The following is a 19,836-nucleotide window of genomic DNA, read 5'->3' as shown; positions in this document are numbered from 1 at the left end:
GCGCCCGGCATAGGAAAGACGCATCCGGCCCAGCGAGGACGCTCATGGACGAAACCGCCTATCGCGCCGCCCTGCGCGCCACGCTCGACGCCCACGACGGTCCGGCGCTGGAGCGCATCCGCGCCCTGCTGGCCGCCCTGCCCGAGGCGGCGCGCGAGATCCACGTCGTCGTCTTTCCCGATCAGGACGGCGAGGGCGCCTTCAGCGTCCACGTCAGTCTGAACGGCCCCGACCTCTATGTCCTGAACCGGGCGATCGAGCCGCACCGCACCCTGTTCGAAGTCATCCACGGCGAGGAAGGCTTCGAGCCCGACCTGCCGATGTTCGGACGCAATCCGGGCTTCAGCGTTCAGGACGCCATCGTCGATACGGCCGCCGACTGGATCGAGGCCCTGTGGCCTCGCGCCGGACGCGCGCCCGTCCCCGTCATGATCTACGGCGATGAGGACTACGGCTCCGCCGCCCCGCGTCGGCTGGAGCCCTAGACCGGTCCCATGGCCAGGAAGGCGCGGGCGGCGGCGAAGTCGCCCGCCTCGAACCGCGCCGTCGCCACGCTGTCGTCGCGGAACAGGAACTCGATCAGAAAGGGCTCGCGCGGGTCCAGCGCCGCCAGAGCCTCGGCCGCGCTGTCGGGAAAGCGCCAGACCTCGCCCGCCCGCGCCCCGGACGCCAGCAGGTCGCGCGGCGCCAGATCGGACCCGGCGGCGAAGACGGCGCGGCGCGCGGCCTCGGGCGGCAGGCCGTCCCCCGCCAGCCACGGCCGGGGCGAGCGCGCCGCATCGCGCATGACGATGCGCGCGGCATAGGGTCGGGGCTTGCCGACGAAGGAGACGACCGCCGCCGGGCGCGCATCCTGGGGCGCTCTGCCGGTCAGGCCGAACCGCACGGGCGAGGCGCCGGTCGCCCCGTCCTGAAACAGACGCCAGCCGTCGCGGCTGCTCTCGAAACGGTCGGCGCTCCACACGGCCTTGTCGCCGGGGAAGTTGATCCGCGCCGCGCGCGACCATCCGGCGAAGGCGTGGCGCACCCGCGTCTTGACCCGGCCCAGCTCGGCGTCGTCGCAGGGGGTGGCCTCGGCCCGCGCCGTGGCCCGCGCGGCTGTGGCGGCCAGTTCGGTCGCCGGGCGCCCCGCGCGCAGGGCCGCCCCGCGCGCCTGCAGGGTCGCCGCCTCCAGCGCCTGGGTCAGGCGCGGCTCGAACAGGCGGCACTTGTCCTGCGCCGCCCGTACGAAGGCCCGCTCATAATAGACGTCGCCCCCAAGGTTCTGGCCAGCAGTCGCCGTCCCCGCCGCGAGGGTCAGGGCGACGATCGCGGCCAGCGTTCTGCTGACTATGCGGGGCGACGGCGCTATCTTCATGCCGCCACCCTAGCCGCCGCCGGTTCCGGGTCCGTGTCCAAACAGGGTGAACCAATTGCTTCTTTCCACTGACGTCTGGGTCGGCGCCCTGATCCGCCGCGCCGAGCTGGAGGGCGCCAACGCCGTGGTGGTGAAGAAGGGCGACGCCCGCGCCGGGGCCGTCATCGTCAAGGCCTATGACACCGCCAACCGCAGCGCCCGCCTGTGGACCGAGGCGACCGGCCAGGACGGCGAGCCTTTGTGGATCCAGCCCGTCGCCAGCGAGTTCGAAAGCGAACTAGACGCCTATCTGGACCGCCAGCGCCGCTATGACCCCGACCTCTGGATCATCGAGATCGAGGACCGGCAGGGACGACACTTCCTGACCGAAAAGACGCAGGCCTGACCCTCACCCGATGGGAGAGGGTTCATCGGCCTTCAAGCAGGCTGACGGCAGACAGGGCTGCTCAAACCGCCCTCAAGCAGCGCAAAGCGCGTTAGGGCCACCCAAAATGGTAACCGTCCCATTCACCGCGTTCGTGAACCGGACCGCAAGCGCAGGCGCCCTACAACCCGTCGCATGGGGCCAGAACGGTCCTGCGAGCGGGCGCGGTCCATGCTGTTTCTCTTGAACGATGTCGTCTTTGATCTGGACGAGGCCTGCCCGGCCCCGAGCCATGACGTGCGCCGCTTCGAGACCTTGTCCTGCGACTATGTGTTGGAGATGGGTTGCGAGCTGTTCGCCGAAGACCCGCTGCTGCACCGCACGGACCCGGCCCGCGCGCGCCGCCTAGCCTGGCTGATCGCGCACAAGGCGCAGGGCGTCAACGCCGCCCTGTTCGCCGCGCCCGAAGCCGGTTGCGCGCCCGAACTGGTCGAGCCGCGCTTCTGCGCCCTGCCGGAAGTCGTCCTGCGCCATCTGCAACAACGCGCCCGTCGCGGCGCCCTGAACGCCGCCACGGCGGACAAGGCGGTCTGGGGCCGACTGGCGGCCTGATCCCTTCCAAAAGCGAACATCGTTCGGTATTCCTTACCGCTTCAGGGGAGGAGATCGATGTTGCAGGCATTCAGACAACGGCTGGCGCAAGGCGCTCTCGGCTTCGGCGCGCTTGTGTTTGCGACCCTGGCCGCTGCAAACCCCGCCCAGGCCGGATGGCTGAAGGCCGAGAGCGAACGCTTCATCGTCTACAGCGACGGCAATGCGAACCAGTTGCGTCGCTTCACCCAGGAATTGGAGTCCTTCGACCGGCTGTTGCGGATACGCTTGGGCGTCAATCTCGATCAGCCGACTTATCGCAAACTACCCGTCTACCTGTTGGGCTCGCGATCGGCGATGCTGCAGATCAAACCGGACGCGCCCGAAGAACTCGCGGGATTCTACATGGCGACGGATGAAGACATCTTCGGCGTCGCTCGCCGCGACGAGGAGATGCACACCCTCAAGCATGAATACGCGCATCACTTCATGATGCAGAATTTCTCCCACGCCTATCCATCGTGGTTCATCGAGGGGTTCGCTGAATACTTCGCCACGGCCGACTTCAAACGCGACGAGATTCACGTCGGACGTTACAACCAGAACCAGGCCTATTGGCTGATCAACGGAACCTGGGTCTCGATGGAGCAGCTTCTGGCCGAACGGCCCGGCGCCTCGCTGCGCCATCGCGAGACCTATTATCCGCTGGCCTGGCTGCTGACCCACTGGTTCATGAGCGACACCGAAAGACGCAAGACCCTGGGCGTCTATCTGGCGGCGGTAGGCGACGGCGCGGATCCGGTCCAGGCCATGCAGGACGCCACGGGGATGACGACGACGGAGTTGCAACGCACTCTCCGCCGCTACATGCGTGATCGCATGACCTATGTGGTGATGAAGACCTCCTTCGATCAGGTCGAGATCGCCGTCACCCCAATGCCCAAATCCGCCGACGACATCTTGCTGCTGAACCAGAGATTGAAGGTCGGCGTGCCGGAAGAGCGACGCGCGGCCACCGCCGAAGACGTGCGCCGCGTCGCCGCCCGTCACCCGGACGATCCGCTGGCCTTGCTGGCGCTGGGCCACGCCGAGTTGCATTTCGGCGACGCCGCCGCCGCAGAGGCGCCGCTGCAAAGGCTGCTCACGATCCAACCGGACCACGTTGAAGGCCTGCAATACCTCGCACGCGCTAGAATGGACGCCGCCGCCGAGGAAGACGACGCGGAAGCCGCCCTGAAGCTTAAAATCGAAGCGCAACACTATCTGTCACGCGCCTACGCTGCAGACGACGCCAACTTCGCCAGCCTGCTCCTGATCGCCGAGAACCGCGCCGACGCCCACAGCTACCCAAATGACAACGACGTGGCCGTGCTGGAGCAGGCCTTTATCCTGGCGCCGCAGTTGGGCACGGTTCGCTTCAATCTGGCTCAGGCTCTGTTGGAGCATGACCGCAAGGCCGAGGCGGCGACCTTGCTGCAACCGCTGGTGAACAATCCCCACGCGCCCAATGCCTCAGCGCGCGCCCTGCTACGAGAGATCGAAGGTCGCGCCGAAGCCGACGAGGACGAAGAAACGTTCATTGACGATGGCGATCAGGCGCAGTCGGAGCCCACAGGCGACGATTAAAGACTTCGGCGCGTTTAGAGCAGGATGCCGAACACCGTGTGCACCAACGCCGCCGCCAGGACGATCAGGGCGAACCCGGCCAGAAAGCAGACCAGCGGATGAATCTTGCGCTCGTTCTGTACGGGCGCGACCTTGCCTGGATGGGCCAGAGCCATGACGTTTCCCTTCCCTCGTGCGGCGGACTCATGGCCCGCCGTCTCCCGAAAACGAGCATGCCTCGAATAACCCTCATACGCGAAGGGTCTCTCACGGCATCGTGAACGTCGACAATTGGAGCCCGGCGCGGTAGGTCGCGCGTCCTAAAGGAAGCTCCATGTCCAAACTGACTCTCGCCCAGGAGGCCGACCGCCGTCGGACCTTCGCCATCATCGCCCACCCGGACGCCGGTAAGACGACCCTGACCGAGCACATCCTGCTGGCGGGCGGCGCCGTGCGCGCGGCCGGGGCGGTCAAGGCGCGCGGCGAGAACCGCCGGGCGCGCTCGGACTGGATGAAGATCGAGAAGGAGCGGGGCATTTCGGTCACCGCCTCGGTCATGACGTTCGAGCACGACGGCAAGATGTTCAACCTGCTGGACACGCCGGGGCACGAGGACTTCTCGGAAGACACCTATCGCACCCTGACCGCCGCCGACTGCGCCATCATGGTGCTGGACGCCGCCAAGGGCATCGAGCCGCAGACGCTGAAGCTGTTCGAGGTCTGTCGCCTGCGCGACATTCCGATCATCACCTTCATCAACAAGCTGGACCGCGAAGCCCAGGATCCGATGGCCCTGCTGGACGAGATCGCGTCCCGCCTGCAGTTGGACCCCGCCCCCATCTGGTGGCCGGCCGAGAGCGGCAACCGCCTGCGCGGCCTGGCCGAGGTCGGCGGTCAGGGCCGGTTCCAGCCCTACACCCGCAAGACCTCCGACAACGACGGCGAACACCCTGCGCCCCTGCCCTTCGCAGACGCCGCCGCCTTCTTCGAAGGCACGGAGCAGGCCGACTTGGTCGATGCGCTGGAGCTGGTCGAGGCGGGCTATAAGCCGTTCGACCGTCAGGCGTTTCTGGAGGGCCATATGACGCCCGTGCTGTGGGGCTCGGCCCTGCGCCACTTCGGCATCGAGGAACTGCTTAAGGCCATCGGCGAATGGGCCCCGTCGCCCAAGACCATGACCGCCCGCAAGGAGGCGCCGCCCGAAACCCGCAACGCCCCCGCGCCCGAAGACATCACGGTCGAGCCCAGCACGGACGAAGTCACCGGCTTCGTCTTCAAGGTTCAGGCCAACATGGACCCCAACCACCGCGACCGCATCGCCATGTTCCGCATGGCCTCGGGATCGTTCAAGCGCGGCATGAAGCTGAAGGTGCAGAACACCGGCAAGCAGTTGTCGGTGAACGCCCCCATCATGTTCTTCGCCTCGGATCGCGAACTGGCCGAAGAGGCCTATGCGGGCGACGTCATCGGCATTCCGAACCACGGCGTGCTGCGCGTCGGCGACAGCCTGTCGGAGAGCGGCCTGGTGCGCTTTGCGGGCCTGCCCAACTTCGCGCCGGAAATCCTGCAGCGCGTCCGCGTCAAGGATCCGCTGAAGGCCAAGCACCTGCAGAAGGCGCTGGTCGGCCTAGCCGAGGAAGGCGTAACCCAGCTGTTCCGCCCGGAACTGGGCGCGGACTTCATCGTCGGCGCCGTGGGCCAGCTGCAGTTCGAGGTTATGGCCGACCGCCTGGGCGAGGAATACGGCCTGGACGTCGTCTTCGAGCCGAGCCCCTACGCCGAAGCGCGCTGGGTGTCGGGAGCCAAGGCCGACCTTGAGGACTTCGCCGGCAAATATCGGCCCCAGATGGCCGCCGACATCGACCAGAACCCGGTCTTCCTGGCCAAGTCGGCGTGGGAGACGGGCTACGTCTCCGAACGCTTCCCCAAGGTGGCTTTCACCAAGACCAAGGAACGCGGCTGAGGCCGACCTCAGCCGCCGATGATCAGGGCTTCGGGCACCTCATAGCGTTCCTTCCTGCCGAGCGCGATCTTGTAGAGATCCTCGATCTTCTCGGCCTTGAAGCCCTGGGCGTCGGCCCCGTCAGCCTCGCTGACATCCGAGCCCACGGCCCCGGTGCGATCGAAGAACAGGTTGCGCATACGGCCGTCGGGGAGCGTCACCCTGACCACCGCCGTGCCGTCCGCATTGCGGATCACCCCAGCCTGGCATTGCGCCATGGGCTGAGCCGCCGCCATGGCGCAGGGAATGATGCTCGTCGCATGGAACGGCGTCCCTTCCACAAGGGCGTCGACATCGCCTGGAGCGGGCGTAGAGGCCGTCTGGCTCGGCCTGTCCGCCGAGGCGGCTTCGACCGAAGACGCCTCGACAGGCGCGAGAGCCTGATCCCGATCGCCTTGCCCGCAAGCCGCCAAAGCCAGAAGCCCAGCCGCCGCGGCGCCGGATATGAACACACGTTGCACGATGGCCTCCTGCCTCATAGTGAACGCGCCCAGCCTCGCCCCGCATAGGAAGGCGGTCAAGGGCGGCCTCAGGTCTTGCTGATAGACACCCCGCCGTCGACCAGCATGGCCGTCCCGGTCATGAAGCTGGAGGCGTCGGAGGCCAGGAACAGGGCGGCGCCGGCGATCTCGTCCGGGCTCGCCATCCGCTTCAGGGCGTGCATCCCTTCGACGAAGGCGATGATCTCGGGCGTGTGGGCGAACTCGCGCCCGGCCTCGGTGTCCGTGCCGCCGGGCAGCATGCAGTTGCTGCGGATGCCTTTCGCTCCATACTCGGCGGCGATGACCCGCGACAGGCCGACCAGCCCCGCCTTGGCCGCCGCATAGGCCGCCATGCCCGGCATGCCGATGGCGTGGCCGACAAAGGTCGAGGTGAAGATCAGCGAGCCGCCGCCGCGCGCCAACAGGGCCGGAATCTGATGCTTAGCGCCCAGGAAGGCGGCCGTCAGGTTCAGGTCCAGCGTCTCGCGCCAGCGCTCTGGCGCGATCTCATGCGTCGGCTCATTGGCGCCGATGGCCCCGGCGTTGTTCAGGGCGATGTCCAGCCCGCCGAACCGTTCGACCGCCGTGCGCACCAGCCGCTCGGCCAGAGCCTCGTCGCGGACGTCGCCCGGCACGGCGACGGCGCGCCCGCCCTCGGCCTCGATGGCGGCGACCAGGGCCAGAAGCTCGGGCTCGCGCCGGGCGGTGACGACCACCGCCGCGCCTTCGCGCGCGAACAAGCGGGCGGCGGCGGCGCCGATGCCGGAGCTGGCTCCGGTGATGACGGCGACCTTGTCGATGAGTGCAGGCATGACGACCTCGTGCGTGAAAGAGGCCGCCTTCCTTTCACGCCCTCAGGCCGCGGTCTGGCGAGGTTCGGACTCGGCGTTCAGGTCGAGGGCGCCGCCCGCCGCTCGCCGCGCCCCAGCGCCTGAAACCACGGCAGGAAGACCTGGATCAACGGGCCGATGCCCACGGCGAAGACCACCGTGCCCAGGCCCACCGAACCGCCCAGCAGCCAGCCTCCGACTAGGACGCTGACTTCGATCAGCATTCTGGACACGCGGATCGACCAGCCCAGGCGCTGATTGAGGCCGATCATCAGGCCGTCGCGCGGCCCCGTGCCCATGCCCGCGCCGATATAGGCCGCCCCGCCCATAGCGGTCAGCGTCACCCCCGCCGTCATGAAGGCCAGCCGCAGCGGCAGGCCCGTGATCTCGGGCAGGACAGCCAGGGCCGCATCCATCGACAGGCCGATGACGAAGATGTTGAACAGCGTGCCCAGCCCCGGCTTCTGGCGCAGCGGAATCCACGCCAGCATCACCAGAACGCCCATGATGATCGAGGCGGTCCCCAGGCTCATGCCCGTTTTCAGCGACAGGCCCTGGTGAAAGACGTTCCACGGGTCCAGCCCGAGGTTGGAGCGCACCATCATGGCGGCGGCCACGCCATACAGGCACAGGCCCAACTGAAGCTGGATGAAACGACGCATGAACATAGACCCCTTCTGCCCGATCGGCGGGGGATTTAAAGGCCCGGCCTTTGTCTGAGGCCGAAGGTCATGGCGAACATGATCAGGCAGACGCCGCTGGAGACCAGCAGGGCCAGACCCGCCGAGCGATCCAGCACCACGCCGTACAGCGCCGGCGCCGCCGCCTGGACGAAACGAGCGGGCGTCAGCATCAGGGCCTGGCGCGCGCCATAGTTCTGGCGCCCGAACAGATGCAGCGGCAGGACGCCCGAGGCCACCGCCAGCAGGCCGTTGCCCGCCCCCTGCCCCAGGGCGACGGCGCCTGCCGCGCCCTTGCCGCCGACGAAGGCGATCAGCGCGCCGAGCGGATGCAGCAGGGTCGCCGCCCGCGCCGCCGCCACGGGCGAGCCCTTTCCCGACGCCGCCAGGACGATCAGGCGCACCGCTATGGCGGCGCTCGCGATCATCCCTAGCCCCAACACGGGGACGATCAGACGGGAAACGGCGGCGTGCGACATGGCGCGCTCTGTCAGCGGATTTGCCCGCACGACGAAAGCGACCTATCGAACACCTCATGTTCGAAAACCTCACAGCTTCAGGCGCCATACCCTCGCTGAACGCCCTGCGCGCCTTCGAGGCCATGGCGCGCACGGGCGGCGCCACCCGCGCGGCGGCCGAGCTGAACGTGACCCACAGCGCCGTCAGCCGACAGGTCAAGGCGCTGGAGGCGCAACTGGGCCTGCGCCTGTTCGAGGGGCCGCGTCACGCCCTGACACTGACCGAGGCCGGGCGCGGCCTGCTGCCCGGACTGACCGCCGCCTTCGACCAGATCGCCGCCGCCGTGGCCGAGGCGCGCGGGACCGGGCGCGACCTGCACGTCGCCGTCAACGCCAGCCTGGCGGTCAAATGGCTGATCCCGCGTCTGGCCGACTTCAACCGCCTGCATCCCCAGGTGCGGGTCCACTTGGTCGAACTGGCCCCGCACGCCGTCAGCCGACGCGGCGCCGACATGCTGCTGCGATTGCTCGACACGCCTCGGATCGAGGCTCTGGGCGCGATCGCCGTCATTCCCAATGCGGTCGGGCCGGTGATCGCCCCCGCCCTGGCCCAAGACGACGCGCGGACGGCGGTCTTGACCGCGCCGCGCCTGACGCCGCGCACCCACGCCACGGCCTGGAAGGATTGGGCCGGTCTGAGCAGACGGCGGCTGCCCCCCGCGCCCGAGCGGCCGGTCGCCCATCTGCATTTCGCCCTGGACAGCGCCCTGGCGGGCTGGGGCGCGGCGGTGCTGCCCTGGGCGTTGACGGCCGAAGCCGTGATGGACGGACGCCTCCTGGCGCCCTTCGGCTTCGCCCGCGACGACGGGGCCGTAGCGGCCATCCCCGGCGCAGGCGAGATGTCGCAAGATCGTCGCCTGCTCCTGCGCTGGCTCTCCGACCAGGGCCGCGCCATGCCCACGGCGCCGGATGCAACCTGAAGCTTTGCTGAACACGGCTTTCATCCGTCGCGGGGACGTGGTTCTCTAAGAGGACGCAAATCGGCCGCGCCGCGCCGTCATGATCCGGGCCGTCGCCGTTCGCGGCCCCTGTGGAGTTCAGATGCTGCTCGTCGCCTTCACCGCCGTTCTGGCGCTGGTTCAAGGTCAGGCTCAGGCCCAACCCCCTGCTCCGGCCCCTCGGCTCGTCTCCTATGACGAGGCGGTGCGCTGCGCTGGCCTGACCCAGGCCGCGTCCGAGCTGGAAGGCGGCGAAAGCCGTTACGGCCGCGAGCTTTACGACGCCGCCCTCTATTGGTCGCTGGCGGCCATGCAGGCGGCGACGACCGCTGGGCGCAACCCGACGGCGGCCGAGAACGACCAGACCCGCGCCCGACTTCAGTCCGTGCGCCGCCTGTCGGCAGGCGACGCCGAGGCGCGCTCCGCCCTGCAACGCTGCCGCAAGGCCGCGCCTCGCCTGGGCTAGAGACGAAAAATCGGCCGCCCACCGTTTTTCTCATCATATGGTTAAGCCGAACCCTTCGAACGGCGCTGCGTTTGCTTGGACGACCTCCGGATCACCCTCGTGATCCCGAAGCGGGACGACGGAGCGCCATGTTCGAATTCGGCAGAGATCTGAGACGGCTGTTCGAGAAGGCGCGCGACAGCGACGATCTCGGCTGGCTGGAGCTGATCGGCGCAGGGCTTGTGGAGGTCGAGGCCCGTCAGCAGGCCACGGATGCGGGCCGCGTCTCCTGCGCCCGCCCCTTCGAAGCCGCCCTGCGCGCCGCCGCCCTGTGGCGCGAGCACGCCCGCCGCTGCGGCGCCGCCGCCAGCATCGACCGCGCCGAGGCCGCCGGACGCGACGCCGCCAAGATCGCCGCCAACGACGATCAGGCCGTGCGCGCCGCCCTGGACCTGGCTCAAACCGGGATGCTGGCGTTCGATCTGCGCGGCGGCCCTGAACGCCTGACGGCGGCGCTGGGCCTGCTGGGCGACCTGCCCGCCGCGCGGCGCGCCGACACCGCCGCCGCCATGGCCGCCTTGCACGCCCGCCTGCGCGCGCGCCAGGCCCTTCTGTCCGGCCGCCTGCCTGAACTGACCGAGGCGACGGCCCTGCTGGACGCCGCCCTGGCGCGAATGAAGACCGGGCGCGCGGCCGAGGACGAGCTGCGCATGGATCGCGCCGTCGTGACGCTGGAGGCCGGGCTGATCGCCCGCGACCCGCGCCTGCTGGATCAGGCGGGCCGCGACCTTCGCGCCCTGGTCGAGGCCGCCTCGCCGGAGCAGCGCCCGCTGAGCCGCGCCCGCGCCCTGGCCCTGTGCGGCGCGGGCATGGCCGCCCTGGCCGCCGTGGCCGAGGACGCTGCCGCCCGCGACCAGGCCCAGGCCCTGTTCGACGCCGCCGCCCAGTTGTTCACCCCCGACCACAGCCCGCTGGACTGGGCCGCCATTCAGGTGATGCGCGCCGAACGCGAGACCCTGCCGCCGCTGGTGCTGGTCCAGGCCGAGGCCCTGACCGAGGGCGGCGGCCTGATCCTGGGCGCCCTGGCCCACGAACAGCGGGTGGCCCAGGAGGCTGCGCGCGCGGGCGCCGCCGGCGACCTGACCGCCCTGCTGGAGATCGAGGGCGCCCTGCGGCGTCGCCTGGTGCGGCCTTCGGTCTCGGCCACGCCGCTGGACTGGGCGGCCGAGCAGATCGGCCTGGCGCGCATCGCCCTGGCCCGCGCCCGCTGGACCGGCGAAACGCCCCGCGCCGTCGGCCTGATGCTGGCCGAGGCGGCCCAGACCGCGCGCGAGCACGGCGCCGCCGGCCTGGCCGAACGCGCCGAACGCCTGACGCCGCGCCCGCAAACCGTCTGATCGAACGCGGCCGAGACGCCGACCGGCCTTGACCCGGCCCCATTGGGCGCCTAGCTCACGGGCTTCGCAGAAGGGTTCCGACACAGTGACCGAACAAACCGCCGCCGATCCCGTCCACGCCTTCATCGCCCAGACGGTGGCCGAGCATGACGTGGTGCTCTTCATGAAGGGCACGCCGGATTCGCCGCGCTGCGGCTTCTCCTCGGTCACGGTCCAGATCCTGGACCACGTGGGCGCCCCCTTCGTCGGCGTCGACGTGCTGCAGGACGAAGCCCTGCGCGAAGGCATCAAGGCCTTCACCGACTGGCCGACCATCCCCCAGCTCTATGTGAAGGGCGAATTCGTCGGCGGCTCGGACATCGTGCGCGAGATGTTCCAGTCGGGCGAACTGGCCGCCCTGATGTCCGAAAAGGGCGTCGCCCTCGGCGAAGCCTGAGCCCGATGGCCCGGCCGCAACTGCAACCGCGTGAGGACCGCGAGGTCTTCGTCGTCCCGCTGGACGTGCGGCCGGAACACATCGACGAGAACAACCACGTCAACAACGTCGTCTACGTCGGCTGGCTGCAGGACGTGGGCACGGCCCACTGGAACGCGCGCTTCGACGACGAGACGCGCGCCCGCTGGTCGTGGATCGCCCTGAGACACGAAATCGACTACCTGCGCGCCATCGCGCCCGACGCGACCGGCGTCGTCGCCCGCACCTGGGTCGGCGACCCGCAGGGCCCGCGCTTCAACCGCTATGTCCGCATCGAGGACGCCGAAGGCCGCCTGTGCGCGCAAGGCCTGTCCGAATGGTGCCTGGTCGACGCCCAGACCCTGCGCCCCGCCCGCATTCCCGCCGACATGCTGGGACCGTTCACGGCCTAAGCCTCCCTTCTCCCCTTGTGGGAGAAGGTGGCCCGTCAGGGCCGGATGAGGGGTCTTGCGACGGTCAATGAGGGGCGAGGCGAATGTCCCGCAACCCCTCATCCGTCTCGCTTCGCGAGCCACCTTCTCCCACAAGGGGAGAAGGACGATGGATCAGCCCGCGATCTGGCCGAAGTCGGCGACGCGGTTCATGACGCCGCGCACCTGGACCAGCAGCTTCAGACGGTTTTCGCGCTCTTCGGCTACGTCCGAGTTGACCATGACTGCGGTGAAGAAGGCGTCCACCGGACCGCGCAGGGCGGCGAGCGCCGTCATGGCGGCGGCGAAGTCCTCGGCCTCCAGCGCCGCGTCCACGGCCGAGGCGGCGGCGGCGGCGGCGAAGGCCAGGGCGGTCTCTTCCGCCGGCTGATTCGGCAGGCCGGTGGCGACGGCGCCTTCCGGCAGCGGCCCCTTCTTCTCCTCGGCCTTGAGCAGTTGGGCGGCGCGCTTGTAGCCCGCCAGCAGGTTCGCCCCGTCGTCCGTCGCCAGGAAGGCGGCCAGCGCCTCCACCCGACGCACGATCCGCACCAGATCGTCGTCGCCCAGCGCAAAGACGGCGGCCACGAGATCGTGACGCTGGCCCTTGTCGCGTAGCAGGACGGTCAGGCGGTCGGCGAAGAAGGCGAGAAGGCTGGTCGAATTCGCCTTATCCATGCTCAGGTTACGGCCACTGACGATCATCACGACAGCAGGGTGAGTGAGTTTGGTCAGCGATGCTCTCACCCCATTCTCCAGCACCAGCCGGATCACGCCCAGCGCTGCACGGCGCAGCGCATAGGGATCCTTCGACCCCGTGGGCTTTTCGTCGATGGCGAAGAAGCCGACCAGGGTGTCCAGCTTTTCGGCCATGGCGACGGCGACCGTGACCGGGGCGGTCGGGACGGTGTCGCCCGGTCCCTGCGGCTTGTAGTGGTCGCGGATGGCGTCGGCCACGGCGTCGGGCTGACCGGCCAGACGGGCGTAGTAGCCGCCCATGATTCCCTGCAGTTCCGGGAACTCGCCCACCATGCCCGAGGCCAGGTCGGCCTTGGACAGGCGCGCGGCCTGTTCCGCCTGAGCCGGATCGGCGCCGACCAGCGGGGCGATCTCGCGCGCCAAGGCGGCGATGCGGTCCACCCGCTCGGCCAGCGTGCCCAGCTTGGCGTGGAAGGTGACGTCCTTCAGCTTGGCGTTCCAGGCGTCGAAGCCGACCTTCTGATCCTCGGTCCAGAAGAACTCGGCGTCGCTCAGACGCGCCGACAGCACCTTGGCGTTGCCCGCCGCCAGAGCCTGACCGCCGTCTGTCGCCTCGACGTTGGCCACGACGACGAAGTGGGGGGCCAGGCCTTCCTTGCCCGGTTCGCGCACGGCGAAATACTTCTGGTGCACCTTCATCGACAGCTGGACCACTTCCGGCGGCAGGGCCAGGAACTGCGGGTCCATGTCGCCCAGGATCGGCGTCGGCCATTCGGCCAGGCCCGACACCTCGTCCAGCAGGCCGTCGTCATCGACCAGGGCCAGCCCCTTGGTCGCGCAGACGGCCTTGGCGCCCTCGAGGATGCGCAGCTTGCGGTCGGCGGCGTCCAGCAGGACGAAGTTGCGCTCCAGCTTCTGGCGATAGTCGGCGAAGTCCTTGACCGCGAACGGCTGGCCCGCGCCCATGAAGCGGTGGCCCTCGGTCACGTCGCCCGAGGGAATGCCGTCGACCTCGAACGGGATCACCGCGCCGTCGAACAGGGCCAGAATGCGCTTGATCGGCCGCACCCAGCGCAGGGTTCCCGTGCCCCAGCGCATCGACTTGGGCCAGGGGAAGTGGCGGATGATGTCGTCGACGCTCTCGGCCACGACCTCGGTGGTCGCCCGGCCCTTGCTGCTGATTTCGGCGAACCAGACCCCGTCGCGCTCGACCAGCTGGTTCTGCGTCAGGCCGGTCTTGCGCAGGAAGCCTTCCAGCGCCTGAGCGGGGGCCGAAATCTTCGGGCCCTTCAGTTCTTCATTGCGGTCGGGCGTGGCGGCGGGCAGGCCGTCGATCACCAGCGTCAGGCGGCGCGGCCCGGCGTAGGTCGTCAGGGCGTCCCAGGTCAGGCCCGCGGCCTTCAAGCGGTCGGTCGCCATACGCTCTAGATCGCGCGCGGCGCCCTGCTGCATGCGGGCGGGGATTTCTTCGGAGAAGATTTCGAGGAGAAGCTGGGACATCAGGCGGTCGCCCGTTCGTGTTCGACTTGAGCGAGGGCGCAGGCTTTGCACAGGTCGCGGATGCGGCCGATGTAGCTCTGGCGTTCGGCGACGGCGATGGCGCCGCGGGCGTCCATCAGATTGAACAGGTGCGAGGCCTTCAGCACCTGGTCATAGGCGGCCAGCACCAGCGGCTGCCCCTGCGGCCCCTTCATGGTCAGGAAGTGGGCGGCCTCGCGCTCCATGTCCTCGAAGCGGCGCTTCAGCGCGGCGACGTCATAGCCGTGGAAGTTTGCTTCCGACTGCTGGCGCTCGTTCTCGAGGAAGACCTCGCCATAGGTGAGCCCTTCCTTGTTGAACTTCAGGTCATAGACGTTGTCGACGCCCTGGACATACATGGCCAGACGCTCCAGCCCGTAGGTCAGCTCGCCCGAGACGACGTCGACCTCGATGCCGCCGACGCCCTGGAAATAGGTGAACTGCGTCACCTCCATGCCGTCGCACCAGACCTCCCAGCCCAGGCCCCAGGCGCCGACGGTCGGGTTTTCCCAGTCGTCCTCGACGAAGCGGATATCGTGCAGGCTGGGGTCGATGCCGATGGCGCGCAGGGAGTTGAGATACAGCTCCTGCAGGTTGTCGGGGTTCGGCTTCAGGATGACCTGATACTGGTAATAGTGCTGCAGCCGGTTGGGGTTCTCGCCATAGCGGCCGTCGCCGGGGCGGCGCGACGGCTGGACGTAGGCGGCCTTCCACGGCTTCTTGCCCAGCGCCCGCAGCACGGTGGCGGGGTGTAGGGTGCCGGCGCCGACCTCGATGTCATAGGGCTGCAAAATGGCGCAGCCCTGCTCGCTCCAATAGTGGTGCAGGGTCAGGATCAAGTCCTGAAACGAGAGAGGTTCAGCAGCGGCCACGGTCGACATTTCGGTCCGATTTCGGGAGGCGCGGACCATAGGGCCGCCACGCTTCGCCAGCAAGGCGAGCGGACCGAAACCTTCATCCTTCTGCAAGCGCCGTTGCGCTAGAAGGCGCCCATGATGCAGCAACGGATCGATCAGATGCGCCGCCGGGCGGCGCGCTACCTTGGCGTCAGGCCGACGACAGTCGCGCCCGCGCGCGGGATTCTCAGCCTCAGCTTCGACGACTTCCCGGCCAGCGCCTGGACCGAGGCGGGGCCGATCCTGGCCGAACACGGGATCAGGGCGACCTATTACGTCGCGGGCGGTCTGTGCGGCGGCGAGAACATCGGCAAGGCCCAGTTCGAGGTCGAACACCTGCAGGCCGCGCATGAGGCCGGGCACGAAGTCGGCTGCCACACCTTCGACCACGTCAGCGCCCTGCGCCTGAGCCCCGCCCAGTTGACGGACCAGTTGGCGAGAAACGCCGCCTGGGTGGCCGAGCGGCTGGACGGCCACGTCATGACGACCTTCGCCTGGCCCTTCGGCGACGTGGCCCTGGGCGCCAAGACGGTGATCGACGAGCGGTTCCTGCTGGGACGCGGGGTGCGCGACGGGGTCAACGCCGGACGCGCCGACCGGGCCAATCTGCAGGCCATCGGCCTGGAGTCCCGCCGCCTGCCCCACTACGACCTGGAGGCCCTGGTCGCCCGCGCGGCCGAGGCGCCCGGCTGGCTGATCGCCTATGGCCATGATGTCGAGAGCGCCCCTACCCTCTACGGCTGCACCCCCGAGGATCTGGACCGCCTGATCCGCCTGGCCAAGGCGGCCGGGCTGGAGATCCTGCCGGTCGGCGAGGCGTGGGAGCGATTGGGCGGCGACGCTTAGATCAGGCCCTTCGCCTCGGCCCAGCGAATCAGCGGTTTGCGAGGCCAGCACAGCAGCCAGGAGCAGGCGCTGTATTCGCCCGCCTCGATCATGGCGCGGCGGGTGGGCGATGAGGCGGAGGCGCGCTCGTCGTGGATCTCGCCGCCGCCCTGATGGATCATGAAGGCGCCGTTGTTCACGGGCGTGGTGCGCAGATAGGTCAAGCGCGGGCTGATGGTCTCCAGCGGCGGATCGAAGAACCAGCTGGAGCCGATGACGCCCGCCAGTTCGGGCCGCGTCTTCAACAGGGCGGCGGCGGCGGCCCAGTTCCGCTCCCAGCCCGCTTCATTGAAGTCCGACAGGTCGCGCGCCTCGGTGTGCGTCTCCAGCCAGGGGCTCCAGCCGCCGGCCCGGACCCAGGCGATCAGCGGGCCGGGTCCGCGCCCGCCCAGCATGTGCCGCACCACCAGCCCCGGCCCGACGGGCGAGGACAGGTCCAGCATCTGGGTGTTGCTGCCTGGCACGCTGAGCGCCAGGGACACGCGCACGTCCTTGGCCCAGAAGTCGGGATCATACGGGTCCGCCCCGCTGTCCAGATAGGCCGCGAGCCGGTCCACATAGGTCGGATAGCCCGCCAGCACGGCCTGCGGCAGGCGCTCGGCGGCGATGCGGCCGGGCAGCTCCAGCGCCCAGGCGGCGATCAGGCCGCGCCTCTGGTCGTCGTTCGCGCCCTCGCCCAGCAGGCCGTCCACAGTGCGGGCGGCCAGTTCGAAGTCCCAGTGCGGGGCGACCTCGGCGGCGGCGCGGGCGGCGGCGTCCTTGAGCTCGTTCACGCGGGCGCGGTCGGCGGGCGACAGGCGCGACAGGGCGCGTTCAAAGGCGGCGGTCTGTTCGGGCGTCAGCTGGGTCATGGCCGCCAGCTTGACCGCAGGGGCTGTAAATCCGGTTAAATAACCGCACGCGGTTCGATATCAGGCGCACCCAGCACCACCGGCCGCGCCCACCAGCCCGGCCGATCCAGGACGAAGGCGGCCTCGATCGCCGCCGCGCGGCCGTCGAACAGGCCGAAGACCGTCGCGCCCGATCCCGACATCCGCGTCAGGCGACAGCCCGGCGCGGCGCGCATGGCGGCCAGCGCCTCTTCGATGCCCGGCGTGACGGCCAAGGCGGGCGCCTCCAGATCATTCCGCTGTGTCGCCAGCCAGTCGATGACGGAGGCGACGGACCAGTCGACGGGCTCCGACGGCCGATCCGCGTCCCCGGCGGGCGCGGCGTCATAGGCGCGATAGACTGCGCCCGTCGGCGACGGCAGGCCGGGGTTCAGCAGGACTCCGTGCAAGGCCGGCAGGCGCGGCTCGTCTTCCAACGCCTCGCCGATCCCCGAAGCCCAGGCCGGGCGGGCGCGCAGACACATGGGGCCGTCCGCCCCGGCGGCCAGGGCGAGTCGCTCCAGTTCCGCCTCAGCCATGTCGAGGTCCAGCAGGCGCGCCGTCAGCCGCAGCGCCGCGCCTGCGTCCGCCGAGCCGCCGCCCAGCCCGGCGGCGATCGGCAGGCGCTTGTCCAGGGTCACGGCCACGGGCGGTTCGCCGATCCCGACCGCCGCGCCCAGGGCGCGCAGGGCCTTGAGGATCAGATTGTCGCCCTGCCCGTCCAGACCCGCCGCGAACGGCCCCTCGACCGTCAGCGACAGGGCCTCGGCGCGGCGCACCGTCACCCGGTCGCCGACATCAGCGAAGACGGCCAGGCTGACCAGGGGATGATAGCCGTCGGCCTGCACCGGCCCGACGTGCAGCAGCAGGTTGATCTTGGCCGGCGCCAGGCCGCTCAGAGCGTCGGAATCGGACATGGCGGCGTCAGTCGGCCGCGCCGCCCGCAGACCCCAGCCCCTTGTCCCCGGTCGGATCCTGGCCCAGGCGGTCGCGCAGCTTGGCCTCGACCTCGCCGCGGCGCTTGTCGTCGACCTCCAGCGTCAGGACGCGATTCCACTGGAAGCCCGCCTCGCGCTGACGGCCCACGGCCCAGTAGGCGTCGCCCAGGTGGTCGTTGATCTCGGCGTTGGCGGGCTCCTTGTCGACGGCGCCCTCCAGATTGACCACCGCCGCCTCATACTGCCCTTGGCGGTACTGGGCCCAGCCGAGGGAGTCCTGAATGTTGCCGTCCTTGGGCTCGGCGGCGTGAGCGCGGGCGATCATGGCGGCGCCCTCCTGCACCCGCGTCCCGGTGTCGACCCACAGATAGCCGAGATAGTTCAGCAGGGTCGGATTGTCGGGCTGCATCTGCAGGGCGGCCCACAGCTCGGCCTCCGCCTCGGTGTCCCGGTCGAGGGATTCATAGGCCGCGCCGCGCAGGAAATGGACCTCGAAACCCTGATCCGCCTTATTCAGCAGCGGGCCGTTCAGCAGCTCCAGCGCCGCTTCGTGCCGTTCCATCTGCATCAACTGGCCGGCCAGCATATAGGCCACGCCCGCCTCGTCGGGACGGGCGGCGGCGGCGCGGCGCAGTTCGACCAGGGCCTCTTCATCCCGCCCCGCCTTGCCCAGGCTGATGGCCGTCTGGATGCGGGCGGCGGCGTAGAGGGCGGGCGAGGCTTCGCTGACCTCCGCCAGGGCCGCCCGGCCCGCCGGTTCGATCCCGCCCTGGATCAGGGTCTGGCCGATCAGAAGCTGGGTGTTGTCGTTGGGGTCCAGGTTCTGGGCCAGGCGCAGATAGACGACGCCGAATTCGTGGGCGCGCTGTGCGATCATCTGGTCCGCAGCGGTGCGCAGCGCCTGGGCGGCGCCCTGGCGGAAGCTGGGCAAGGCGGGCTGGCGGCCCTTGGCCAACACCCGCTCGCGCCCCTGGATCACGCGACGATCGGCCGTTCCGGCGGTGATGGCGGCGTCATACTGGACCAGGGCGTCGTCGCGCCGACCGCGCCGCTCCAGGTACTCGCCGTACGGTTGGCGGAACAAGGCGCCGGTGATGGCGTGGCTGGTCAGGTCGCGCCATTCGGCGTCGGCCTCGTCATAGCGGCGGCGCTGCTCCAGCAGGCGGGCGCGGTTGGCCCGGGCCACCATGGCGCTGACCGGATCGAAATCGGCGGGCGGCAGGGCCAGGGCGCGATCCCAGTTCTTGGCGGCGGCGGCGATCCAGCCCTGGACGTAGAAGCCCGCCCGGTCATGCGGCTCGCCGACCGGGGCGTCCTTCAGCAGGGCGTCGGCGCGCCGGGCGTCCCCGCCGGCATAGGCCTGCACCGCCTGAACCAGGCGCCCGGCCTGGACGATGACCGGCGACACCTCGGGATCGATCGGGGCGATGCGCCCCGCCTCGTCCAGATCACCGGCCAGAAGGGCGGCGGTGAAGGCCTGTTCGCGCACGCGCGGCTGTTCCGACGTCAAGGCGTAGACGCGGCTGAGATAATCGGCCCCGACCGCGCTCTCGCCGCTGGTCAGGGCGTTGCGACCCGCCAGGTAGAGGCCGAAGGCGCTGTTCCTATGGGCGTCGAGCGGGATCGGCGCCCAGACGGCGGGAATGGGCGCGGCCTCGGGTTCTTCGGGCGTTTCCGGCTCATCCGCGATGATGATGTGCGGGACGGGATCGCCGTTCAGCTCGGCGTCCTGCCCCGCCGGAGCTTCGGCCGGCGTTTCCGGCGCAGGCTCGGGCGCCTGCTGCGCCAGGGACGGCGCGGCCAGCGACAGCGCAAGGGCGGAAGCCGCCAGGAACAGGACAGGACGAGAAGAGACGAAACGCATGGCCGGACCCTTCACGCTTTCCCTTTCGCCCGCAAGAGTCTGAAGCGCAAATCCCTCTCCCGCCGGGAGAGGGTTG

The 19,836-nt window shown here is 69.7% G+C and carries 22 protein-coding genes; 11 read left to right on the top strand and 11 right to left on the bottom strand.

Annotated features, from left to right (window positions below; all coding sequences use genetic code 11):
* Positions 1 to 44 precede the first annotated feature (44 nt).
* Complete coding sequence (locus ACU5AP_RS00165; protein ID WP_128720581.1) at positions 45 to 485, top strand: DUF6389 family protein; 441 nt, start codon at positions 45 to 47, stop codon at positions 483 to 485.
* Here ACU5AP_RS00165 and ACU5AP_RS00160 read toward each other — a convergent pair.
* The gene (locus ACU5AP_RS00160) at positions 482 to 1,357 is read right to left on the bottom strand and encodes a hypothetical protein (protein ID WP_128720582.1); all 876 of its coding nucleotides are present in this window, start codon (positions 1,355 to 1,357) and stop codon (positions 482 to 484) included. The genes ACU5AP_RS00165 and ACU5AP_RS00160 overlap by 4 nt on opposite strands.
* Before the next feature lie 55 nt (positions 1,358 to 1,412).
* Here ACU5AP_RS00160 and ACU5AP_RS00155 point away from each other — a divergent pair, with 55 nt between their 5' ends.
* The 3 genes from ACU5AP_RS00155 to ACU5AP_RS00145 all read left to right on the top strand — a co-directional run bounded on the left by ACU5AP_RS00155 (position 1,413) and on the right by ACU5AP_RS00145 (position 3,938).
* Positions 1,413 to 1,742 carry a DUF1491 family protein gene (locus tag ACU5AP_RS00155; RefSeq protein ID WP_446680645.1) on the top strand — a complete coding sequence of 110 codons (330 nt, stop codon included), beginning with the start codon at positions 1,413 to 1,415 and terminating at the stop codon, positions 1,740 to 1,742.
* Between the two features lie 210 nt (positions 1,743 to 1,952).
* Complete coding sequence (locus ACU5AP_RS00150) at positions 1,953 to 2,333, top strand: hypothetical protein (protein WP_088410184.1); 381 nt, start codon at positions 1,953 to 1,955, stop codon at positions 2,331 to 2,333.
* 57 nt (positions 2,334 to 2,390) lie between these two features.
* On the top strand, positions 2,391 to 3,938 hold the full coding sequence (locus ACU5AP_RS00145) for a hypothetical protein (RefSeq protein ID WP_128720584.1): 1,548 nt from the start codon (positions 2,391 to 2,393) through the stop codon (positions 3,936 to 3,938).
* Positions 3,939 to 3,952: 14 nt separating this feature from the next.
* On the opposite strand, the gene ACU5AP_RS00140 is transcribed toward ACU5AP_RS00145, so the two are convergent.
* Positions 3,953 to 4,093: a hypothetical protein gene (locus ACU5AP_RS00140; RefSeq protein ID WP_003165874.1), complete on the bottom strand. Its 141-nt coding sequence runs from the start codon at positions 4,091 to 4,093 to the stop codon at positions 3,953 to 3,955.
* 158 nt (positions 4,094 to 4,251) lie between these two features.
* Between ACU5AP_RS00140 and ACU5AP_RS00135 the strand changes: the two genes are divergently transcribed.
* Positions 4,252 to 5,880, top strand: coding sequence for a peptide chain release factor 3 (locus ACU5AP_RS00135; protein ID WP_128720585.1), 1,629 nt, complete (start codon positions 4,252 to 4,254; stop codon positions 5,878 to 5,880).
* 8 nt (positions 5,881 to 5,888) lie between these two features.
* Here ACU5AP_RS00135 and ACU5AP_RS00130 read toward each other — a convergent pair whose 3' ends face one another.
* The 4 genes from ACU5AP_RS00130 to ACU5AP_RS00115 form a co-directional block, all read right to left on the bottom strand.
* Entirely contained in the window at positions 5,889 to 6,380 is a 492-nt protein-coding gene (locus ACU5AP_RS00130) for a hypothetical protein (protein ID WP_128720586.1), read from the bottom strand.
* Positions 6,381 to 6,448: 68 nt separating this feature from the next.
* Positions 6,449 to 7,213 carry an SDR family oxidoreductase gene (locus ACU5AP_RS00125; RefSeq protein WP_128720587.1) on the bottom strand — a complete coding sequence of 255 codons (765 nt, stop codon included), beginning with the start codon at positions 7,211 to 7,213 and terminating at the stop codon, positions 6,449 to 6,451.
* 77 nt (positions 7,214 to 7,290) lie between these two features.
* Positions 7,291 to 7,893, bottom strand: coding sequence for a membrane protein YczE (gene yczE, locus ACU5AP_RS00120; protein ID WP_223850967.1), 603 nt, complete (start codon positions 7,891 to 7,893; stop codon positions 7,291 to 7,293).
* Positions 7,894 to 7,928: 35 nt separating this feature from the next.
* Positions 7,929 to 8,390: a hypothetical protein gene (locus ACU5AP_RS00115; protein ID WP_446680644.1), complete on the bottom strand. Its 462-nt coding sequence runs from the start codon at positions 8,388 to 8,390 to the stop codon at positions 7,929 to 7,931.
* A 56-nt stretch (positions 8,391 to 8,446) separates the two neighbouring features.
* On the opposite strand from ACU5AP_RS00115, the gene ACU5AP_RS00110 reads away from it, so the two are divergent.
* The 5 genes from ACU5AP_RS00110 to ACU5AP_RS00090 all read left to right on the top strand — a co-directional run bounded on the left by ACU5AP_RS00110 (position 8,447) and on the right by ACU5AP_RS00090 (position 12,076).
* The gene (locus ACU5AP_RS00110; RefSeq protein ID WP_128720589.1) at positions 8,447 to 9,349 is read left to right on the top strand and encodes a LysR family transcriptional regulator; all 903 of its coding nucleotides are present in this window, start codon (positions 8,447 to 8,449) and stop codon (positions 9,347 to 9,349) included.
* A 121-nt stretch (positions 9,350 to 9,470) separates the two neighbouring features.
* Positions 9,471 to 9,833, top strand: a complete 363-nt coding sequence (locus tag ACU5AP_RS00105) for a hypothetical protein (protein ID WP_088410190.1) — start codon at positions 9,471 to 9,473, stop codon at positions 9,831 to 9,833.
* A 128-nt stretch (positions 9,834 to 9,961) separates the two neighbouring features.
* The gene (locus tag ACU5AP_RS00100) at positions 9,962 to 11,209 is read left to right on the top strand and encodes a hypothetical protein (RefSeq protein WP_128720590.1); all 1,248 of its coding nucleotides are present in this window, start codon (positions 9,962 to 9,964) and stop codon (positions 11,207 to 11,209) included.
* 85 nt (positions 11,210 to 11,294) lie between these two features.
* On the top strand, positions 11,295 to 11,645 hold the full coding sequence (gene grxD, locus ACU5AP_RS00095; RefSeq protein WP_003165880.1) for a Grx4 family monothiol glutaredoxin: 351 nt from the start codon (positions 11,295 to 11,297) through the stop codon (positions 11,643 to 11,645).
* Positions 11,646 to 11,650: 5 nt separating this feature from the next.
* Positions 11,651 to 12,076 carry an acyl-CoA thioesterase gene (locus ACU5AP_RS00090; protein WP_128720591.1) on the top strand — a complete coding sequence of 142 codons (426 nt, stop codon included), beginning with the start codon at positions 11,651 to 11,653 and terminating at the stop codon, positions 12,074 to 12,076.
* Between the two features lie 153 nt (positions 12,077 to 12,229).
* Here ACU5AP_RS00090 and glyS read toward each other — a convergent pair whose 3' ends face one another.
* Together glyS and ACU5AP_RS00080 are read right to left on the bottom strand one after the other, a co-directional pair.
* A complete protein-coding gene (gene glyS / locus ACU5AP_RS00085) occupies positions 12,230 to 14,290 on the bottom strand; it encodes a glycine--tRNA ligase subunit beta (RefSeq protein WP_446680643.1) in 2,061 nt (686 codons plus the stop codon).
* Positions 14,290 to 15,189: a glycine--tRNA ligase subunit alpha gene (locus ACU5AP_RS00080; RefSeq protein WP_003165881.1), complete on the bottom strand. Its 900-nt coding sequence runs from the start codon at positions 15,187 to 15,189 to the stop codon at positions 14,290 to 14,292. The genes glyS and ACU5AP_RS00080 overlap by 1 nt, the downstream gene beginning before the upstream one ends.
* A 111-nt stretch (positions 15,190 to 15,300) precedes the next feature.
* Here ACU5AP_RS00080 and ACU5AP_RS00075 point away from each other — a divergent pair, with 111 nt between their 5' ends.
* Positions 15,301 to 16,050: a polysaccharide deacetylase family protein gene (locus ACU5AP_RS00075; RefSeq protein ID WP_128720593.1), complete on the top strand. Its 750-nt coding sequence runs from the start codon at positions 15,301 to 15,303 to the stop codon at positions 16,048 to 16,050.
* Here ACU5AP_RS00075 and ACU5AP_RS00070 read toward each other — a convergent pair.
* Genes ACU5AP_RS00070 through ACU5AP_RS00060 form a run of 3 tightly spaced genes read right to left on the bottom strand, consistent with a single transcriptional unit; the run spans position 16,047 to position 19,760 of the window.
* Positions 16,047 to 16,940, bottom strand: a complete 894-nt coding sequence (locus ACU5AP_RS00070; RefSeq protein ID WP_128720594.1) for a hypothetical protein — start codon at positions 16,938 to 16,940, stop codon at positions 16,047 to 16,049. The genes ACU5AP_RS00075 and ACU5AP_RS00070 overlap by 4 nt on opposite strands.
* Positions 16,941 to 16,975: 35 nt before the next feature.
* Positions 16,976 to 17,875 (bottom strand): 4-(cytidine 5'-diphospho)-2-C-methyl-D-erythritol kinase, encoded by a 900-nt coding sequence (locus ACU5AP_RS00065; RefSeq protein ID WP_128720595.1) that lies wholly within the window; start codon positions 17,873 to 17,875, stop codon positions 16,976 to 16,978.
* 7 nt (positions 17,876 to 17,882) lie between these two features.
* Positions 17,883 to 19,760, bottom strand: coding sequence for a tetratricopeptide repeat protein (locus ACU5AP_RS00060; protein WP_446680642.1), 1,878 nt, complete (start codon positions 19,758 to 19,760; stop codon positions 17,883 to 17,885).
* Between the last annotated feature and the right edge of the window lie 76 nt (positions 19,761 to 19,836).

Source organism: Brevundimonas sp. RM1, assembly GCF_052907225.1.
The sequence above is the reverse complement of the archived record's forward strand: the minus strand, read 5'-3'. Positions and strand labels throughout refer to the sequence as shown.

What these genes read in the sequence shown, in the direction of transcription:
- ACU5AP_RS00115 (WP_446680644.1), bottom strand. Translation starts at nt 8,390, where the DNA reads ATGTCGCACGCCGCCGTTTCCCGTCTGATCGTCCCCGTGTTGGGGCTA.
- ACU5AP_RS00125 (WP_128720587.1), bottom strand. Translation starts at nt 7,213, where the DNA reads ATGCCTGCACTCATCGACAAGGTCGCCGTCATCACCGGAGCCAGCTCC.
- yczE (WP_223850967.1), bottom strand. Translation starts at nt 7,893, where the DNA reads ATGCGTCGTTTCATCCAGCTTCAGTTGGGCCTGTGCCTGTATGGCGTG.
- ACU5AP_RS00165 (WP_128720581.1), top strand. Translation starts at nt 45, where the DNA reads ATGGACGAAACCGCCTATCGCGCCGCCCTGCGCGCCACGCTCGACGCC.
- ACU5AP_RS00140 (WP_003165874.1), bottom strand. Translation starts at nt 4,093, where the DNA reads ATGGCTCTGGCCCATCCAGGCAAGGTCGCGCCCGTACAGAACGAGCGC.
- ACU5AP_RS00135 (WP_128720585.1), top strand. Translation starts at nt 4,252, where the DNA reads ATGTCCAAACTGACTCTCGCCCAGGAGGCCGACCGCCGTCGGACCTTC.
- ACU5AP_RS00075 (WP_128720593.1), top strand. Translation starts at nt 15,301, where the DNA reads ATGATGCAGCAACGGATCGATCAGATGCGCCGCCGGGCGGCGCGCTAC.
- ACU5AP_RS00110 (WP_128720589.1), top strand. Translation starts at nt 8,447, where the DNA reads ATGTTCGAAAACCTCACAGCTTCAGGCGCCATACCCTCGCTGAACGCC.
- ACU5AP_RS00145 (WP_128720584.1), top strand. Translation starts at nt 2,391, where the DNA reads ATGTTGCAGGCATTCAGACAACGGCTGGCGCAAGGCGCTCTCGGCTTC.
- ACU5AP_RS00150 (WP_088410184.1), top strand. Translation starts at nt 1,953, where the DNA reads ATGCTGTTTCTCTTGAACGATGTCGTCTTTGATCTGGACGAGGCCTGC.
- ACU5AP_RS00105 (WP_088410190.1), top strand. Translation starts at nt 9,471, where the DNA reads ATGCTGCTCGTCGCCTTCACCGCCGTTCTGGCGCTGGTTCAAGGTCAG.
- ACU5AP_RS00065 (WP_128720595.1), bottom strand. Translation starts at nt 17,875, where the DNA reads ATGTCCGATTCCGACGCTCTGAGCGGCCTGGCGCCGGCCAAGATCAAC.
- ACU5AP_RS00080 (WP_003165881.1), bottom strand. Translation starts at nt 15,189, where the DNA reads ATGTCGACCGTGGCCGCTGCTGAACCTCTCTCGTTTCAGGACTTGATC.
- ACU5AP_RS00060 (WP_446680642.1), bottom strand. Translation starts at nt 19,760, where the DNA reads ATGCGTTTCGTCTCTTCTCGTCCTGTCCTGTTCCTGGCGGCTTCCGCC.
- ACU5AP_RS00160 (WP_128720582.1), bottom strand. Translation starts at nt 1,357, where the DNA reads ATGAAGATAGCGCCGTCGCCCCGCATAGTCAGCAGAACGCTGGCCGCG.
- ACU5AP_RS00090 (WP_128720591.1), top strand. Translation starts at nt 11,651, where the DNA reads ATGGCCCGGCCGCAACTGCAACCGCGTGAGGACCGCGAGGTCTTCGTC.
- ACU5AP_RS00100 (WP_128720590.1), top strand. Translation starts at nt 9,962, where the DNA reads ATGTTCGAATTCGGCAGAGATCTGAGACGGCTGTTCGAGAAGGCGCGC.
- ACU5AP_RS00070 (WP_128720594.1), bottom strand. Translation starts at nt 16,940, where the DNA reads ATGACCCAGCTGACGCCCGAACAGACCGCCGCCTTTGAACGCGCCCTG.
- glyS (WP_446680643.1), bottom strand. Translation starts at nt 14,290, where the DNA reads ATGTCCCAGCTTCTCCTCGAAATCTTCTCCGAAGAAATCCCCGCCCGC.